General features: G+C 65.7%; 17 protein-coding genes and 1 tRNA gene. 9 read left to right on the top strand and 9 right to left on the bottom strand.

Annotated elements, in window-relative coordinates:
- Positions 1-32: 32 nt before the first annotated feature.
- Both GGR17_RS08930 and GGR17_RS08925 read left to right on the top strand, forming a co-directional pair.
- Complete coding sequence (locus tag GGR17_RS08930; protein ID WP_054538702.1) at positions 33-932, top strand: patatin-like phospholipase family protein; 900 nt, start codon at positions 33-35, stop codon at positions 930-932.
- A gap of 42 nt (positions 933-974) precedes the next feature.
- Entirely contained in the window at positions 975-1,568 is a 594-nt protein-coding gene (locus GGR17_RS08925; RefSeq protein WP_054538701.1) for a hypothetical protein, read from the top strand.
- Positions 1,569-1,595: 27 nt separating this feature from the next.
- Here GGR17_RS08925 and GGR17_RS08920 read toward each other — a convergent pair whose 3' ends face one another.
- The 3 genes from GGR17_RS08920 to GGR17_RS08910 all read right to left on the bottom strand — a co-directional run bounded on the left by GGR17_RS08920 (position 1,596) and on the right by GGR17_RS08910 (position 4,475).
- Positions 1,596-2,441, bottom strand: a complete 846-nt coding sequence (locus GGR17_RS08920; RefSeq protein WP_054538700.1) for a CheR family methyltransferase — start codon at positions 2,439-2,441, stop codon at positions 1,596-1,598.
- A gap of 102 nt (positions 2,442-2,543) precedes the next feature.
- Positions 2,544-3,266: an RlmE family RNA methyltransferase gene (locus tag GGR17_RS08915; protein ID WP_037205663.1), complete on the bottom strand. Its 723-nt coding sequence runs from the start codon at positions 3,264-3,266 to the stop codon at positions 2,544-2,546.
- Positions 3,267-3,362: 96 nt separating this feature from the next.
- Positions 3,363-4,475, bottom strand: a complete 1,113-nt coding sequence (locus tag GGR17_RS08910; protein ID WP_037205661.1) for a Ppx/GppA phosphatase family protein — start codon at positions 4,473-4,475, stop codon at positions 3,363-3,365.
- A 268-nt stretch (positions 4,476-4,743) separates the two neighbouring features.
- Here GGR17_RS08910 and GGR17_RS08905 point away from each other — a divergent pair, with 268 nt between their 5' ends.
- The 6 genes from GGR17_RS08905 to GGR17_RS08880 all read left to right on the top strand — a co-directional run bounded on the left by GGR17_RS08905 (position 4,744) and on the right by GGR17_RS08880 (position 9,485).
- Complete coding sequence (locus GGR17_RS08905) at positions 4,744-5,040, top strand: virulence factor (RefSeq protein WP_054538699.1); 297 nt, start codon at positions 4,744-4,746, stop codon at positions 5,038-5,040.
- Positions 5,041-5,066: 26 nt separating this feature from the next.
- Positions 5,067-5,984 (top strand): methylenetetrahydrofolate reductase, encoded by a 918-nt coding sequence (locus GGR17_RS08900; protein WP_054538698.1) that lies wholly within the window; start codon positions 5,067-5,069, stop codon positions 5,982-5,984.
- Between the two features lie 10 nt (positions 5,985-5,994).
- Positions 5,995-6,957, top strand: a complete 963-nt coding sequence (locus tag GGR17_RS08895) for a methyltetrahydrofolate cobalamin methyltransferase (protein ID WP_037205653.1) — start codon at positions 5,995-5,997, stop codon at positions 6,955-6,957.
- A 35-nt stretch (positions 6,958-6,992) separates the two neighbouring features.
- Positions 6,993-7,223 (top strand): hypothetical protein, encoded by a 231-nt coding sequence (locus GGR17_RS08890; protein ID WP_054538697.1) that lies wholly within the window; start codon positions 6,993-6,995, stop codon positions 7,221-7,223.
- 94 nt (positions 7,224-7,317) lie between these two features.
- On the top strand, positions 7,318-9,363 hold the full coding sequence (locus tag GGR17_RS08885; RefSeq protein WP_173585958.1) for an ASKHA domain-containing protein: 2,046 nt from the start codon (positions 7,318-7,320) through the stop codon (positions 9,361-9,363).
- Between the two features lie 48 nt (positions 9,364-9,411).
- Positions 9,412-9,485, top strand: a tRNA-Gly gene (locus GGR17_RS08880).
- 23 nt (positions 9,486-9,508) lie between these two features.
- Here the strand turns inward: GGR17_RS08880 and pgi are convergent.
- The 4 genes from pgi to GGR17_RS08860 all read right to left on the bottom strand — a co-directional run bounded on the left by pgi (position 9,509) and on the right by GGR17_RS08860 (position 13,924).
- Positions 9,509-11,113 carry a glucose-6-phosphate isomerase gene (gene pgi, locus GGR17_RS08875; protein ID WP_054538696.1) on the bottom strand — a complete coding sequence of 535 codons (1,605 nt, stop codon included), beginning with the start codon at positions 11,111-11,113 and terminating at the stop codon, positions 9,509-9,511.
- Positions 11,114-11,788, bottom strand: coding sequence for a 6-phosphogluconolactonase (pgl, locus tag GGR17_RS08870; RefSeq protein WP_054538695.1), 675 nt, complete (start codon positions 11,786-11,788; stop codon positions 11,114-11,116).
- Positions 11,785-13,239 (bottom strand): glucose-6-phosphate dehydrogenase, encoded by a 1,455-nt coding sequence (gene zwf / locus GGR17_RS08865; RefSeq protein ID WP_054538694.1) that lies wholly within the window; start codon positions 13,237-13,239, stop codon positions 11,785-11,787. Before zwf ends, pgl begins: the two co-directional genes overlap by 4 nt.
- A 100-nt stretch (positions 13,240-13,339) precedes the next feature.
- Complete coding sequence (locus tag GGR17_RS08860; protein ID WP_054538693.1) at positions 13,340-13,924, bottom strand: HNH endonuclease; 585 nt, start codon at positions 13,922-13,924, stop codon at positions 13,340-13,342.
- 232 nt (positions 13,925-14,156) lie between these two features.
- Between GGR17_RS08860 and GGR17_RS08855 the strand changes: the two genes are divergently transcribed.
- A complete protein-coding gene (locus GGR17_RS08855; protein ID WP_052071269.1) occupies positions 14,157-14,594 on the top strand; it encodes a VOC family protein in 438 nt (145 codons plus the stop codon).
- 9 nt (positions 14,595-14,603) lie between these two features.
- Here GGR17_RS08855 and GGR17_RS08850 read toward each other — a convergent pair whose 3' ends face one another.
- Positions 14,604-15,269: an alpha/beta hydrolase gene (locus tag GGR17_RS08850; RefSeq protein ID WP_037205637.1), complete on the bottom strand. Its 666-nt coding sequence runs from the start codon at positions 15,267-15,269 to the stop codon at positions 14,604-14,606.
- Positions 15,266-15,916, bottom strand: a complete 651-nt coding sequence (locus GGR17_RS08845) for a DNA-3-methyladenine glycosylase family protein (protein WP_054540367.1) — start codon at positions 15,914-15,916, stop codon at positions 15,266-15,268. Before GGR17_RS08845 ends, GGR17_RS08850 begins: the two co-directional genes overlap by 4 nt.
- Between the last annotated feature and the right edge of the window lie 58 nt (positions 15,917-15,974).

Raw genomic sequence — 15,974 nt, 5'->3', positions numbered from 1 at the left:
GTCGCGCGGGCGCCGGGCATGAGGGAGGCCCGATGGCAGTGAAGTTGGGATTGGCACTGGGAAGCGGCGGCGCGCGGGGCTGGTGCCATATCGGCGTGCTGCGCGCGCTCGAGGAAGAGAGCCTCGCCCCCGACATGATTTGCGGTGCCTCGATGGGCTCCCTTGTCGGCGCGGCCTATGTATCGGGCGTGCTGGACCCGCTCGAAGATTTCGCGCGCTCCATCTCGCAGGTCACGGTGGCCCGGATGCTCGATGTCAACATCGCTTCGGGCGGGCTGATCGAAGGCAAGTCCATCGACCGAAAGCTGCGCAGCCTCGGCTTCAAACCCTCGTTTTCCGATCTGGACAAACCTTTCCTCGCGGTGGCCAGCGATCTTTACGCCGGCTGCGAAGTCTGGCTGCGAGAGGGCGATCTGGTAAAGGCGGTGCGGGCCTCCATCGGCATTCCCGGCATTCTGTCCCCGGTCTGGCACCAGGAACGCTGGCTTCTTGACGGCGGGATGAGCAATCCGGTTCCGGTGTCGGGCTGCCGCGCGCTTGGCGCGCATATCACCATCGCGGTCAATCCGAACTCCCGCGTCTTCACCCCGACACGCGCCGCCGAAGAGATCGTCGACGGGCCGGAATTCGGGCTGGAAACCCTTATCGACGCTGCGCCCGTCGCGCTGAAACCGGCGCTGAAAAGCTATCTGGCCCCAAAGAAGAAAAGCCGCCGCAAACCGCCCGGTTATATGGATGTTCTCACCAATTCGATCAACTTCATGACCGATCAGATCCGGCGCAGCCGCTTGGCCGGTGACCCGCCCAACATCATGGTGGATCTCAACCTCGGCCACATGAGCATTCTGGATTTCGGCAACGCCGCCGAGGCCATCGATCAGGGCTATGCGGCGATGAAAGAGAAAATCCCCCTTCTGCGCAGCATGATCTAGCGCGCGCCATCCGCATTAGGCCGCCCTTTACCTCTTGTCCGCATGATTGCCAAGGATCAGGCGGGTGGCGAAGGGCGCGGCATCATGGTTTCGAACGGCAACTTCCCATCGGCCGGGTTCAGAGAGCCTGTGACCGACGAGGCGGCGCTGGTGCAGCTTGTGCAAGAGCTCCATGGGGGGATCCGCGCGGTCGCCCGGGGGGACCTGACCCATCGCCTGCCCGGCGGCGCTGGCCGGGCCGAACCTGTCCGTGATGATTTCAACGCGGCCCTCTCCCTGCTGAACGACACGGTCGCGGACCTGCTGGAAGCCGCCTTTGCCATCCACGGCGAAGCGCTGCACCTGGCGCGGGCGGCAGAGGCTGCGCCACGCGCCGCAGCCCGCCCGACCCCGGATGCGCAAGCCCCGCGTGGCGAAAGCGCGCCGCTGCTTCTTCACCCGCCGCTTCCGCCGGCACCGTCCGGCGCGGCGGCAACGGCGCGATCCATCGCGCGGCGCGCCGAATTCCTCATTCAACGCACCGCCCATTTCCGCGTCTCCCTGGCCGAGCCCGCCCCCGCCTGCTTGCCTGTCTTCACGTCCCGTCGCGCCGTGGCGGCAGATGCCCCTGCTCCGCAAGGCTGGGAAGATTTCTGAACCGGGGCCGGGGAACCGGCATCGGCCTCATCCCCGCCGGACAAAGGCCGCTGCGCCCGATGGCTGCAAAAGCCGGCTTGCCGCACCGCTCAGGCGCGCGCCCGGCCCAAGATAAAGCACCCCGTCCGGAACAAGGCGCAGCGCCAGACGCTCCAATACCTCCTCGCGCGTGGCCAGATCGAAATGACAGATCACGCCCCGGCAGAAGATGATGTCGAACCCGCCCCTGAACGGCCAGCCATCTCTCAGATCCAGCGCCCGAAAGGCGATGATCCGGCGCAATTCCTCCGGCATATGCAGCGCACCGTCCGGACCCGTGTTCAGGGGCCGCAGAGCCTCGGGCACGGCAAGGGCCGCGTCGCCGTCGTAAATACCCGCCTCCGCGTGGCACAGAATGACCGGATCGATATCGGTGGCCAGAATCCTCACATCCCGTTCGGGCAGATCCGCACCAAGCGACAGCAGGGCGAGACCAAGGCTGTAAGCCTCCTCCCCGGTCGCGCAGCCCGCCGACCAAAGCCGCACCCGCCCGCCGCGGCGCGCCCTGTCCGCCAGCGGCGCAAGGCACCGGCGCAGATGCTCGAACTGCTGCGGATGCCGGAAAAACCCGGTATCCCGAAGCCCCAGCACCCCCATCAGCGCAGACCGTTCCGCCTGCCCCGCGCCGCTGGCGACAAGGGCGCAATACTCCGCGAAAGTCCCAAGACCAAGCGCGGCAAGGCGCGGCTTCACCCGGGCATAGACACCCCCCTGCTTCGATCGCGGCAGGCGGATCCCGGCCCAGTCATGCAGAACGCGCGACAGAGCGTCGAATTCCGCCGTGGAAAACTCGAACGCGCGCGCCGCGCCGTCATGCGGGAATTCAATGGTCATGCGGTCTGCCCCCCGGCGAAATGGCCCGGCAGCCCCAAATGCCGCATGGCCCCCGCCACCCTTGCCGCAAAACCCTAAGATTTCGTTTCGGGCACCCCGAACTCAGTCTTCCGCGTCATCCACACGGTGATACCCGGTGGCAACCACGAATTTCTCGGAACTGTCCGACCGGCTGGCCGGCGGCTTCACATTCGCCACCTTCGCGAACCGCTGCTTCAGCAGCTTCTGCAACTCTCCCTCGGCGCCACCGGCCAGAACCTTGGCCACGAACGTGCCCCCCTCGTCCAGCACGTCGAAGGCGAAATAGGCCGCCGCCTCGCACAGCGCGATGATCCGAAGGTGATCGGTCTGTTTGTGCCCCGAAGACGAGGCCGCCATGTCCGACATCACCACATCGGCCCGACCGCCCAGCCATTGCTTCACCTTCTCGTCGGCATCGTCTTCGAGGAAATCGAGCTGATGGATCTCCGCCCCGGCGATCGGTTCCACCTCCTGCAGATCGACGCCCAGAACGGTGCCGATGGCCTTGCCCTGCTTTTCCCCCAGCGCATTGACCCGCTTCACCGCCACCTGGCACCAGCCGCCGGGCGCGCAGCCCAGATCGACCACCCGCGCGCCGGGCACCAGAAACCGGTAGCGGTCATCCAGCTCCGAGATCTTGAACGCCGCCCGCCCGCGAAACCCCTCGGCCTTCGCGCGTTTCACATAAGGATCGTTCAGCTGCCGCTCCAGCCACAGCGTCGACGAAAGCTTGCGCCCCCGCGCGCTCTTGACCTTCACCCTCAGATCACGCTGCCCGCGCCCGCTGGTCTTTTTCGTTGCCATACTCACAAACCCCGCGCAAATGCGCCCTGTCTTCATCTTTCCAAAAATATCCAGACACCGCGCATGCCGCAAACGTGCCGCCGGCACAAGTGCGCCTCAGAACGGGCCGTCTTCCAGCACGCCATCCGCGCTCATCTGGGCATAGAGCAGCCCTTCGCGCAGCCCCCGGTCGGCCACCGACAGCCGGTCGGTCGGCCAGATCCGCATCAGCGCCTGCAGGATCGCCGCCCCAGACATGATCAGCGCATGCCGGTCGCGCCCGATGCGCGGGTCGCTGCGCCGCCCCTCGGGACCCAGCAGCAGATAGTCGCGGATCACCCGGTCGATCTGGTCCGAGGTCATGCGCAGCCCGTCCACCTTGTTGCGGTCATAGCGCCGCAACCCCAGAAAAGACGCCGCCACCGTGGTGACCGTGCCCGAGGTGCCGATGATCTGAAACCCCTCGCGCGGCTGTTCCGACGCGTAGGGCGAGAAATTCGCCAGGTTTTCCTCGAAGAACCAGCTCATCAGCGCGAACCGGGCGGCATCGTCCTCCACATCCTCGAACTGGTCCTTCAGCGTGGCCACCCCCAGCGGCACCGAGATCCAGTCCACGACCTTGGCCGCGGCAAACGGGCTTTCGGCCGGGTGGAACCCCGCATGCAGCCGCATGATCGCGCGCGGGCGCTCGGCCCGCGGCACCGAACACAGGTCGATCCACACAAGCTCTGTCGAGCCGCCGCCGATATCGACCACCAAAAGCTGTTCTGTCCGGGTCGACACCAGCGGCGCGCAGGATACCACGGCCAGCCGCGCCTCTTCCTCGGGCTCGATGATCTCCAGCCCCAGACCGGTTTCGCGCCGCACCAGACGAATGAAATCGCGCGCGTTGCGGGCGCGCCGGCAGGCCTCTGTCGCGACCAGCCGCATCCGCACGACATTGTGCCGCTCCAGCTTGCCCTTGCAGATGCGCAGCGCCTGCACCGTGCGCCCGATCGAGGCACGCGACAGCCGCCCCGAGGCCTCGAGCCCGGTGCCAAGCTGAACAGCCTTGGAAAAGCTGTCGACCACGTGGAACTGATTGCCCTTCGGCTGGGCAATCAGCATCCGGCAGCTATTCGTGCCCAGATCCAGCGCGGCATAAAGCTCCGCCGGGTCTGGCGTATCAGGCGCGGGGGTTGCGACCGGTTTCGGGAACGCGCCCGCACCATCGGGACGCTTGGGCGCCATCCTGATCGCCCTCCAACTCAAGTTATGCCCAAGTTAGGGGCAGCGCGCCGGTTTCGCAAGCGTGGCATCGCGTGCGCCGGCCCCTTGCGCAGCGGCCTCATGATCTTGTTGAGGATTTTTCCAACTCCCCGATGTGGCCGTTTTCAGGCCGCTGGACTAAAGGTGATGCCGCCCGAAGTCGCTAGATGCGCGCGCCATGTCGAAAACCGGCGCCGCGCAGACCCCGGGACGGCGTAGAAGCGAAGAACGGAAAGCAGGGGAATCAGCGATGCCCGACGTCACCATCGTCTATTGGCGCGACATTCCGGCCCAGGTGATCGTCGGCAAGGGCCGGCGCGGGTCGAAACGCGTGCTGGCCGAACGGTTCGAACAGGCGATCGACCGTTGCGCGATGAAGGTGGGCGCGCGGGAGGCCGACGCCTATCTGGCCGAATGGCGCAAGGCGGCCCCCTTCACGGTCGATGGCACGCCCGAAGAGATCGCATCAGCTCAGGCCGCGCGACTCGAAGCCGAGTATGACGACGCAAGGCTGAAAGCGCTGATCGCCAATTCCGGATGGAACTGAACCCCGAGAGACTCTGGAAGGCGACAATGGCATTATTGCAGTTCAACAGCCGCGCAACCCGGCGCGCCACCGAAACAGCGCAGATCGAAGCCTTTCTGAAAGGCTTTTCCATCGAGGTGATGCCGCGCACCGCCGAAAAGATCGAGGATTTCCGTGCGTTGCTGCCCGAGCGCACACGCGTTTACATCGCGCATATCGACGGCACCCCGATCGAGGATATGGTGGCGACGGCGAAGCGTCTGGCGGGCGACGGGTTTTGCGTCATGCCGCATGTTCCGGCCCGCCTTGTCGCCGACGCGCCCATGCTCGCCGACTGGATTGCCCGCTATCAGGGCGAGGCCGGTGTCGATCAGGCGCTGCTTCTGGCGGGCGGGCTGGCCGCGCCGCGCGGCGCGTTCGAGAATTCCATGCAACTGCTGGAAACCGGGCTGTTCGACAAGGCCGGCTTCCGGCGCCTGCACGTGGCCGGCCACCCCGAAGGCAGCCGCGACATCGACCCGGACGGATCGGACCGCAACGTGATGCAGGCGCTGCGCTGGAAGCAGGCTTTTGCCGAGCGCACCGACGCGGAAATGGCGATCGCCACCCAGTTCTGTTTCGAGGCCGCACCGGTCATCGCCTGGGCCGAGCGGCTGCGCGCCGAGGGTATCCGCCTGCCGATCCACATCGGCGTGGCCGGCCCCGCCAAGCTGCAGACGCTGATCCGCTTCGCGGTGTCCTGCGGCGTCGGCCCGTCGCTGAAAGTGCTGCAAAAGCGCGCGAAAGACGTGACCCGCCTGGTCGTGCCGTTCGAGCCGACCGATTTCATCGCCGAACTGGCCGCGCAAAAGGCCAGGCATCCGGCCTTCAACATTGAGGCCGTGCATTTCTTCCCGCTGGGCGGCATAAGAGCCAGTGCAAACTGGGCCGTAGAACACGCCGCCCGCCCGGCCGATCAAACCTGAGGACCACGGAATGACCCGCACCGTCATCGAATCCAAGACCAAGACCGTCACCATCGGTTTCGACGAACCGTTCTGCGTGATCGGCGAACGCATCAACCCGACCGGACGCAAGAAACTGGCCGCCGAACTGGAAGCGGGCGATTTTTCCACCGTGGAAAAGGACGCGCTGGAACAGGTGGCCTGCGGGGCGATGGTTCTGGATGTGAACGCCGGCGTTGTCTACAACTCCAACCCCAACCCCAACGAGACCGAGCCGCCGCTGATGCGCAGCGTGATCGAGCTGGTGCAGGGGCTGGTGGATGTGCCGCTGTGCATCGACAGTTCGGTTCCCGGCGCGCTGGAGGCCGGGCTGCAGGTGGCCCAGGGTCGCCCGCTTCTGAACTCGGTCACGGGCGAGGAAGAGCGTCTGGAACTGGTGCTGCCTCTGGTCAAGAAATACAACGTGCCCGTGGTGGCGATCTCGAACGACGATACCGGCATTTCCGAAGATCCCGATGTGCGCTTCGCGGTGGCCAGGAAGATCGTCGAGCGCGCCGCCGATTTCGGCATTCCGGCGCATGACATCGTGGTCGATCCGCTGGTGATGCCGATCGGGGCGATGGCCACCGCCGGGCAGCAGGTCTTTGCCCTGGTGCGCCGCCTGCGCGAGGAACTGGGTGTGAACACCACCTGCGGTGCGTCGAACATCTCTTTCGGGCTGCCGCATCGCCACGGCATCAACGCCGCCTTCCTGCCGATGGCGATCGGCGCGGGCATGACCAGCGCCATCATGAATCCGGTCCGCCCGGTCGAGATGGAGGCGATCCGCGCCGCCAATTTCCTGATGAACCACGATGCCAACGGCTATGACTGGATCAAGTTTTCCCGCGTGCTGGATGCGGTGGCCGAGGGCACGCCGTTTCCCGATGCCTCCAAAGCGTCCGAGGCGGCGGCGGGCGGCGGGCGTGGCGGGCGGCGGCGGCGGCGTGGGTAACATGATGTTAACCATGGGCACGGCAGGATCGGCGCATGAGCTATATGCGCCCGATCCACGCCAACGACATCTGGTTGAACCAGGTATTTGCCGCGAAATCCGCGGCAAACGGCGGCGTGGTGCGGCGCAAGATCGTGGATGTGGAACGCAAGATCGGCCGGCAGCGGCTGGAGCTGGAAGTGCGCAAGCGCGGGTTTCACATGATCGAATGCGGCGCGCAATTCGTGATCATCTGCGATCCGACCGAAGTGAAACTCATCTGTTAGAAAAATTTTCACGAAAATTTTTGGACCCGAAGATTTTTCGTGAAAAATCTTCTTTGCGTTGCGGGGCCGAAATCACCCGGCTGAACAGAATATCATGACCGATCAGATGCCCCTTGTCATTTTCACCCCGTCGGGCAAGCGCGGGCGCTTCGCCCTCGGCACCCCGGTTCTGACCGCCGCGCGGCAGCTTGGCGTCGATCTTGATTCGGTCTGCGGCGGCCGGGGCATCTGCTCCAAATGTCAGGTCTCGCCCTCTTATGGCGACTTCTCCAAACACGGGGTGCGCGTCGCCGATGATGCGTTGAGCGCCGTCAACGCCGTGGAGGAACGCTATGACCGGCTGCGCGGGCTGAAACCGGGCCGCCGGCTTGGCTGTCAGGCCACCATTCAGGGCGATGTGGTGATCGACGTGCCACCCGAAAGCCAGGTGCACAAACAGGTGGTGCGCAAAGAGGCCACCGCCCGCGCCATCACCATGGATCCGGCCACCCGGCTTTGCCTTGTGCAGGTCGAAGAGCCCGACATGCACGAGCCTTCGGGCGATTTCGAGCGGCTGCAAAAGGCGCTGTCGGCGCAATGGGGCATCGACGGGCTGACCGCCCCGCTGCCGGTTCTCTCCCGCCTTCAGCCGATCCTGCGCAAGGGCAACTGGCAGGTCACGGTAGCCATCCACCATGATCACACCGGCGCCGCCCCCCGCCTGATCGACCTGTGGCCGGGGTTTCATGACGGCGCCCTTTACGGGTTGGCCATCGATCTGGGCTCCACCACCATCGCCGCGCATCTGTGCGATCTGGTCAACGGCGAGGTGCGCGCATCGGCCGGCATCATGAACCCGCAGATCCGCTTTGGCGAAGATCTGATGAGCCGGGTGTCCTATGTCATGATGAACCCCGGCGGCGACAGGGAGATGACCGCGGCGGTGCGCCAAGCGCTCAACGATCTGGCGGCCTCCCTCGCCGCGGAGGCCGGGATAGACGCGCGCACCATCGTCGAGGCCAGCTTTGTCTGCAATCCGGTGATGCACCACCTGCTGCTGGGAATCGACCCGGTGGAGCTTGGCCAGGCGCCTTTTGCGCTGGCCACCTCCTCGTCTCTCTCGCTGGATGCCGCCGAGCTTGACCTGACGGCGGTCAACCCGGCGGCGCGGGTCTATATCCTGCCCTGTATCGCGGGGCATGTGGGGGCCGATGCCGCCGCCGTGGCGCTTTCGGAAGAGCCCTATCGATCCGAGGATCTGGTGCTGATCGTCGATGTCGGCACCAATGCCGAGATCCTGCTGGGCAACAAGGAGCGCGTGCTCGCCTGTTCATCGCCCACCGGGCCGGCCTTCGAGGGCGCGCAGATCAGCTCTGGCCAGCGCGCCGCGCCCGGCGCCATCGAACGGGTGCAGATCGACCCGGAGACGAAAGAGCCGCGCTTCAGGGTGATCGGCTGCGATCTGTGGTCGGATGACAGCGGCTTTGCCGCAGCCACCGCCACGACCGGTGTCACCGGCATCTGCGGCTCGGGCATCATCGAGGCGGTAGCCGAAATGCGCATGGCCGGGCTTGTGGATGCCTCGGGCCTGATCGGCGCGGCCGGGCAAACCGGAACATCGCGGATGGAGCCCGAGGGACGCACCCAAAGCTATCTGCTTTACGATGGCAGCGCCGATGGCGGGCCGCGCATCACCGTGACACAGGGCGATATCCGGGCGATCCAGCTCGCGAAATCCGCGTTGTACGCCGGCGCGCGCCTGCTGATGGACGAGATGGGCGTGGACAAGGTGGACCGCGTGGTGCTGGCCGGCGCCTTCGGCGCGCATATCAGCCCGAAACACGCGATGGTGCTGGGCATGATCCCCGACGCGCCGCTGGACAGGGTGATGTCGGCGGGCAACGCCGCCGGAACCGGCGCGCGGATCGCGCTGTGCAACCTTGCCGCCCGCACCGAGATCGAACAGGTGGTGGGGCGCATCCACAAGGTGGAAACCGCCGTCGAGCCCCGCTTTCAGGAGCATTTCATCGCCGCCAACGCCCTGCCCCACGCCACCGATCCCTTCCCCGAACTGGCAAAGGTCGTAAGCTTGCCGAACCCGTCCTTCAACACCGGGGGCGACGGGGCCGCGGCCGGGCGGCGCAGGCGGCGGCGCGGCTGACACTTCCGCTTGACCGGCCCGTTGGCTTTGACTATCTGAAAGCTCCGGGCGGGTGTAGCTCAATGGTAGAGCAGGAGCTTCCCAAGCTTAAGACGAGGGTTCGATTCCCTTCACCCGCTCCAGCTTCCCGGCACCTTGGCGCCCCTCAACGGGCGCGCAGATAGGCCAGCAGATGGCGGGTGGAACCATCCAGCCCCTCGTCACTTTTGTCTCCGGCCAGCACAGGCTCCAGCGATTTCGCCAGTTCCTTGCCCAGCTCCACCCCCCATTGATCGAAACTGTTGATCCCCAGGATCACCCCTTCGACAAACACACGGTGCTCGTACAGCGCCACGATGCGGCCCAGCATCTCGGGCGTGAGCTTGGGATACACAAGCGTGGTCGAGGGCCGGTTGCCGGGAAAGACACGGTGGCGCGCCTGCCGCTCCAGCTCTTCACCGCTTAGCCCGGCGCGCGTCATCATCTCGCGCGCGACCGTCAGGCTGCGCCCCTGCATCAACGCCTTTGACTGGGCCAGACAATTCGCGACCAGCAGCAGATGGTGCCGCGACCGGCCAAGCTCGTTGCCCTCGGCAGCCACGAGGAATTCGCAAGGCACCACCGATGGCCCCTGATGGATCAGCTGATAGAACGCATGCTGGCCATTGGTGCCCGGCTCGCCCCAGACCACAGGCCCGGAGGGCACCGTCAGGTCTGACCCGTCCATCGCCACACGCTTGCCGTTGCTCTCCATCTCGAGCTGCTGCAGATAGGCCGGAAGCCGGGCAAGCTGTTGGTCATAGGGCAGCACCGCGCGGGTGGGATAGCCGCAGAACTGGTTGTGCCACAGCCCCACCAGCGCCAGCAGAACCGGCAGGTTCTCCGCGAAGGGGGCGCTGCAGAAATGTCTGTCCATCGCTTCGGCCCCGCGCAGGACGGCGCGAAAGTTTTCCGGCCCCACGGCGATCATGATCGACAGCCCGATCGGCCCCCACATCGAATAGCGCCCGCCGACCCAATCCTCGAACCCGAAGACGCGCTCGGCCGGGATGCCGAAGGCCCCCGTCTTTTCCACGGCAGAAGACAGCGCGACGAACTGCGCCACGGGATCGTCCACCGCTTCGGCCATCATGGCGCGGGCGGTTTCGGCATTGGTCATGGTTTCGATCGTGGTGAAGGTCTTGGAGGCAACGATAACCAGCGTGGTGCTCAGATCCAGCCCCCTCATCGCCTGCATGATATGGGCGCCATCGACATTCGACACGAAATGGCAGCGCGGCCCGTCGGCGTAAGAGGCCAGCGCCTGCACCGCCATCGCCGGGCCGAGATCCGACCCGCCGATACCGATGTTGACCACATCGGTGATCCGCCCACCCTGCCCGGTGAAGGCGCCGGACCGCACCGCATCAGCAAACGCCTCCATCCGTTCCAGCGTGCGGTGCACGCCCGGCATCACGTCGACGCCATCGACCATCACCACGCCTTCGCGGCGGCGCAGGGCGGTGTGCAGCACGGCGCGGCCTTCGGTTTCGTTGATCTTCTCGCCCGCGAACATCGCATCGCGCCGGGCGGCCACGCCGCTTTCGCGCGCCAGCGAAAGCAGCAGGGAAAGGGTTTCGTCATCAATATTCGTTTTGGAAAAATCCAACATCATCTCGTCAAGGCTGGCGGAGAACCCCGCCGGCCTGTTGTCCTTTTCGAACAATTCCGCGATCCGTCGCTGTTTCACGGCCTCGGCCTTTTCACCGAGGGTCTTCCAAATTTCCATCATCTATTCAGCCCAATGAACGGTTGCATATTTAAGGATCGTGGCGACCGGCGCTTTCAGCGGGTCGTTCAGTTTCTCTGCCTGGTTAACAGCGGCCCGCTTTTCGGCGCCGGTGATCACCAGATGAACATGCAGCGCCCCGCGCAGCACCGGCGCGGTCAGCGTGACCCGCGGCTCTGGCGCGCCGGGCGCGCGCATCGCCATCAGCGCCGGCGCGCTGTCAGACAGGGCCTCCGGCAGCCGGTCGGCCCCGGGAAACAGAGAGGCCGTGTGCATATCCGCGCCCATGCCCAGCACCAGCACAGAGATCGGCAAAGCCGCCTCGACCCCTTCGGCAAGCTCTGCCAGCCTGTCCTCGGGGGCGGGCGCATCCGCATAAAGCGGCACCAGCGTCGCCGCGGCGGCCTTGTCCACCAGCAGCCGTTCGCGCAGCAGGCGCGTGTTCGACCGGGCAGAGCTTTCGGGCACCCAGCGTTCATCGGTCAGCATGACGCGCACCCGCTGCCACTCCAGATCGACGGCGCACAGCGTGTCGAATACCGGGCCGGGCGTCGTGCCGCCGGGCACCGCCAGCGTTGCGTGATCGGCCACACGCAAGGCCGCGGCCAGCTCGCTGGCGATGCGATCGGCCAGCGCCATCATCATCAGATCCCGGTCCGGGTATTCGACCAGCTTCACGCCTTGACCTCCCGCCAGCGGCGCCCGTCCTTGTGCATCAGCATCAGCGCATCCTCGGGGCCCGAACTGCCGGCCTCATAGAGGCGCGGCCGGTCGCCCCGCTCTTCCCAATCGGCGATGATCGGATCGGTCCAGGCCCAGGCCGCCTCGACCTCGTCACCACGCATGAACAGGGTCTGGTTGCCGCGGATCACATCCATGATCAGCCGTTCATAGGCATCCGGAATATCCTCGGCCTCGGGCCCCAGCGCCTCCTTGAACGACATGTCCAGCGGCACCTCGACCAGGCGCATCCCGCCCGGCCCCGGTTCCTTGATCGTCACGCGCAGGTTGATGCCCTCGTTCGGCTGCAGCCGGATGACCAGCACGTTGGCCTTCTGCCGCTCCTGCACGCCGAAGATCGAATGCGGCGGGTCCTTGAACACGATGGCGATCTCCGACGTGCGCGCCCGCATCCGCTTGCCGGTGCGCAGGTAGAACGGCGTCCCCTTCCACCGCCAGTTGGAGATATGCACCTTCAGCGCGATAAAGCTCTCGGTCAGGCTGTCGGGATTTTCGACATCCTCCAGATAGCCCGGCCCGCCACTGTCGCCGCCATACTGGCCGCGCACGATGTCGCCGGGCGCCACCGGATCCAGCGCGCGGATCACCTTCAGCTTTTCGTCGCGCACCGCATCGGATTCGAACGCATAGGGCGGCTCCATCGCGATCAGGCACAAAAGCTGCATCATATGGTTCTGCACCATGTCGCGCATCGCGCCCGAGCGGTCATAATAGTCGCCGCGCCCGCCAACCCCCACGGTTTCAGCCACGGTGATCTGGATGTGATCGACATTGCGCGCATTCCACAGCGGCTCGAACAGCATGTTGCCGAAACGGACGGCCATCAGGTTCTGTACCGTTTCCTTGCCCAGATAATGATCGATCCGGTAGATCTGATGCTCATCGAAATGCTGCGCCAGCGTGGCGTTCAGCGCGCGCGCGCTCTGCAGATCATGGCCAAAGGGCTTTTCCACCACGATACGGCTTTCGGCATCGGCGATCCCGTGCCGGTGCAGCCGTTCGGCCAGATCCCCGAACAGGCCCGGCCCGACCGAGAAGTAAAACGCCTGCACCACGCCGTTGCGCATCATGCCGCACAGCGCATCCCAGCCATCGTCGCCCCGCGCATCGAGCGTCAGATAGCGCACACGCTCCAGAAATGCGTCCACCGTTGCCGGCTCCTGCTTTTCGGGGGCCACGAACTCGCCAATCGCCGCCCGGATCATCGCGCGATATTCGGCATCGTCATGCGCGGCACGGGCCGCGCCGATGATGCGCGCCTCGGGCGGCATCTGCCCGGCCCAGAACCGCCGATAGAGCGCCGGCAATATCTTGCGCCGGGCCAGATCGCCGGTGCCGCCGAAAATGATCAGGTCGAAAGGGTCAACCGGTATGACACGTGAAACCATTTCGTCCCCACAGCATTACAGGTGTCGCAAACACGGCCACTGCAACCACGCTGCTCGGGCAAGCTTAGCACCTTGGCGGCAAGCCGCGAAAGGCCCCGCGTCACGCTTCCAGTTCGGCATCCCAATACAGGAAATCGAGCCAGCTTTCATGCAGGTAGTTCGGCGGAAACTTCCGCCCCATGTTGCGCAGCTCTTCGGCGGCGGGCTGGCGCGGCGGTTTGCGCAGCGACATGCCCACCTGGCGCAGGCTTTTCGAGCCCTTCTTGAGGTTGCAGCGCGAACAGGCGGCAACGACGTTTTCCCAGCTCGTCACCCCGCCGCGCGCCCGCGGCACCACATGATCGAAGGTCAGATCGCCCCGCGCCCCGCAATACTGGCAGGAAAATTCATCCCTCAAAAACAAATTAAAGCGCGTGAAGGCCACGCGCTTTTGAGGTTTGACATAATCTTTCAGAACAACAACCGACGGGATCCTGATCTCGGTTGTCGGACTTCGCACGAACTGGTCGTATTCGGCAACGATATCGACCCGGTCCAGAAACGCCGCCTTCACCGCCTCCTGCCATGGCCAGAGCGACAGCGGGTAATAGGAAAGCGGCCGGTAATCCGCGTTCAGCACCAGCGCCGGATAATGCTTGAGAGAACTGGGCTCCCTCACGAAACTTGTCCTGAAATCTCCGTCCATAGTAGCGACTCCGCCTTCACCCCGACTGCCCGATTCTGGCCCAGAGGCAGGACGACCCCGCCCCAGCATGTGGATAACTATATATGGCGCAACACGCCTGACAAGCCCCGCTAGATGCAGTGTTTGTCGCGGTCAGGGGTAAAACGAATCCGTGACAGGGATGTGACGGTTATCCACAGGGCCGCAGGCAGGCGTGCATGACAACGCACCAAAGACAAGCTAGTGTTGCGCCATGACCCGGCCAGAGCAAAAATCCCCCCCGCCCGCCGACATCCTCGAAGCCGCGCTCTATGCTGGCGATCTGGATGCGGCCGAAGGCTTCTACGGCGCGCTCCTGGGGCTGGAAAAACTGGTCCGCGCCGGGAACCGCCATGTCTTCTACCGCGTCGGCGGCACGATCCTGCTGATCTTCAACCCCGCCGAAACCGTGAAACCGCCCTCCCGCGCCGGCCTGCCGGTGCCACCGCACGGGGCGCGGGGGCCGGGCCATGTCTGTTTCGCGGCCACAGCGGATGAAATAACGGCCTGGCGCAGCCGGCTGATCGCCGCCGGCCACCCGATAGAGGCCGATTTCACCTGGCCCAACGGCGCCCGCTCGCTCTATCTGCGCGATCCCGCGGGCAATTCCGTGGAATTCGCGGAACCCAAACTCTGGTTCGGCGAGGGCTGACCCCCCGGCTCAGTCCAGGCCCAGCCGGTCGCGCATGAAGGCGAGCGCCACCGAAAGCCCGTCCGGCGCGATGCCGTGGGCGGTGCCCTGCATGATATGGGCGAACACCTCGAACCCGGCCTGGCTCAGCGCATCGCCGGCCTCGGGCAGCGATTGCACCGGCACCACGTCATCCTGATCACCGTGCAGCAACAGAACCGGCGGCCGGCTCACCACCTCATCGGCCAGCGCCTCGGGGTCCAGCAACCGGCCGGAAAAGCCGACAACCCCGGCCACCGCCTCGGCGCGGCGCGGCGCCACGTGCAGGCTCATCATCGTGCCTTGCGAAAAACCCAGCAGAATCATCCGGTCCGCGCTCAGCCCCTCGTCGGCCAGCACCGCATCCAGAAAGGCGTTCAGATCATCCACCGCCCGCATCATTCCGGCGTGGCGCTCCTCCTCCGACGACCCGTCGATGAAGGGAATCGGAAACCACTGAAACCCGAACGGCGCTCCGGCGCAGCGCTCGGGCGCATCGGGCGCCACAAAGGCCGTGCCCGGCATATGCGCCGCCAGCGGGTCGGCCAGCCCCAGCAGATCGGCCCCATTGGCGCCATATCCGTGCAGAAACACCACAAGCGAGCTTGCCTTGCCCCTGGCCGGGCCGCGCCGGTCACTGTCCAGAACTCTGGTCATCGGATCCCTTCCCTGTCTTTCGCCACCCGGTAGTAGGCCCAAAGCGCCCGCGCCGCAACGCCCCGCCATGGCGCCCAGGCCTCGGCCATCACGCGCAACTCCCGCTCACGCGGCCGCGCCTCCAGATCGAACAACAGCTTCGCCGCCTCCTGCAACGCCAGATCCCCCGGCGCAAAGACATCCGCGCGCCCCAGCGAAAACATCGCGTAGATCTCCGCCGTCCACCGGCCGATGCCCGGCACCTCGACAAGCGTGGCAATCACCTCCGGCGTCGGCACGTCGCGCAACGCGCGAAAATCGATCCGCGCCGCCGCCAGCGCCCTGGCATAGCGGATCTTCTGCCGCGACAAACCGCAGGCCCGCAACTCTTCGTCGCTGGCCCGGATCACCTTGCGCGGCCCGGTCAGCTTCGCCGCCTTCATCCGGCCCCAGATCGCAGCGGCCGCGGCCACCGAAACCTGCTGGCTCACGATCGCGTCCAGCAGCGCCTCGAACCCGTCACGCCGCCGCCGCAGCGGCAATGGCCCGGTCTGCGCCAGCGCATCGGCAAAACGCGGCTCGATTCGCGCCAGATAGGCGGCGCCTTCGGCCACGCAATCAGGGGTTTGGATGATCCGTCCCACCAATGGCGCATCCTTTCGCTTCATCTTTCCCGAAATATCCCCGCCGGAGGCAAGAAAGTCACGCACCGACAGCCACGCGCGC

The organism is Actibacterium naphthalenivorans (assembly GCF_014196965.1).
Lineage (GTDB): Bacteria > Pseudomonadota > Alphaproteobacteria > Rhodobacterales > Rhodobacteraceae > Actibacterium_A > Actibacterium_A naphthalenivorans.
Note: the sequence above shows the minus strand (reverse complement) of the source record. Positions and strands in the feature narration are given on the sequence as shown.

What these genes read in the sequence shown, in the direction of transcription:
- GGR17_RS08930 (WP_054538702.1), top strand. Translation starts at nt 33, where the DNA reads ATGGCAGTGAAGTTGGGATTGGCACTGGGAAGCGGCGGCGCGCGGGGC.
- GGR17_RS08925 (WP_054538701.1), top strand. Translation starts at nt 975, where the DNA reads ATGATTGCCAAGGATCAGGCGGGTGGCGAAGGGCGCGGCATCATGGTT.
- GGR17_RS08920 (WP_054538700.1), bottom strand. Translation starts at nt 2,441, where the DNA reads ATGACCATTGAATTCCCGCATGACGGCGCGGCGCGCGCGTTCGAGTTT.
- GGR17_RS08915 (WP_037205663.1), bottom strand. Translation starts at nt 3,266, where the DNA reads ATGGCAACGAAAAAGACCAGCGGGCGCGGGCAGCGTGATCTGAGGGTG.
- GGR17_RS08910 (WP_037205661.1), bottom strand. Translation starts at nt 4,475, where the DNA reads ATGGCGCCCAAGCGTCCCGATGGTGCGGGCGCGTTCCCGAAACCGGTC.
- GGR17_RS08905 (WP_054538699.1), top strand. Translation starts at nt 4,744, where the DNA reads ATGCCCGACGTCACCATCGTCTATTGGCGCGACATTCCGGCCCAGGTG.
- GGR17_RS08900 (WP_054538698.1), top strand. Translation starts at nt 5,067, where the DNA reads ATGGCATTATTGCAGTTCAACAGCCGCGCAACCCGGCGCGCCACCGAA.
- GGR17_RS08895 (WP_037205653.1), top strand. Translation starts at nt 5,995, where the DNA reads ATGACCCGCACCGTCATCGAATCCAAGACCAAGACCGTCACCATCGGT.
- GGR17_RS08890 (WP_054538697.1), top strand. Translation starts at nt 6,993, where the DNA reads ATGAGCTATATGCGCCCGATCCACGCCAACGACATCTGGTTGAACCAG.
- GGR17_RS08885 (WP_173585958.1), top strand. Translation starts at nt 7,318, where the DNA reads ATGACCGATCAGATGCCCCTTGTCATTTTCACCCCGTCGGGCAAGCGC.
- pgi (WP_054538696.1), bottom strand. Translation starts at nt 11,113, where the DNA reads ATGATGGAAATTTGGAAGACCCTCGGTGAAAAGGCCGAGGCCGTGAAA.
- zwf (WP_054538694.1), bottom strand. Translation starts at nt 13,239, where the DNA reads ATGGTTTCACGTGTCATACCGGTTGACCCTTTCGACCTGATCATTTTC.
- GGR17_RS08860 (WP_054538693.1), bottom strand. Translation starts at nt 13,924, where the DNA reads ATGGACGGAGATTTCAGGACAAGTTTCGTGAGGGAGCCCAGTTCTCTC.
- GGR17_RS08855 (WP_052071269.1), top strand. Translation starts at nt 14,157, where the DNA reads ATGACCCGGCCAGAGCAAAAATCCCCCCCGCCCGCCGACATCCTCGAA.
- GGR17_RS08850 (WP_037205637.1), bottom strand. Translation starts at nt 15,269, where the DNA reads ATGACCAGAGTTCTGGACAGTGACCGGCGCGGCCCGGCCAGGGGCAAG.
- GGR17_RS08845 (WP_054540367.1), bottom strand. Translation starts at nt 15,916, where the DNA reads ATGAAGCGAAAGGATGCGCCATTGGTGGGACGGATCATCCAAACCCCT.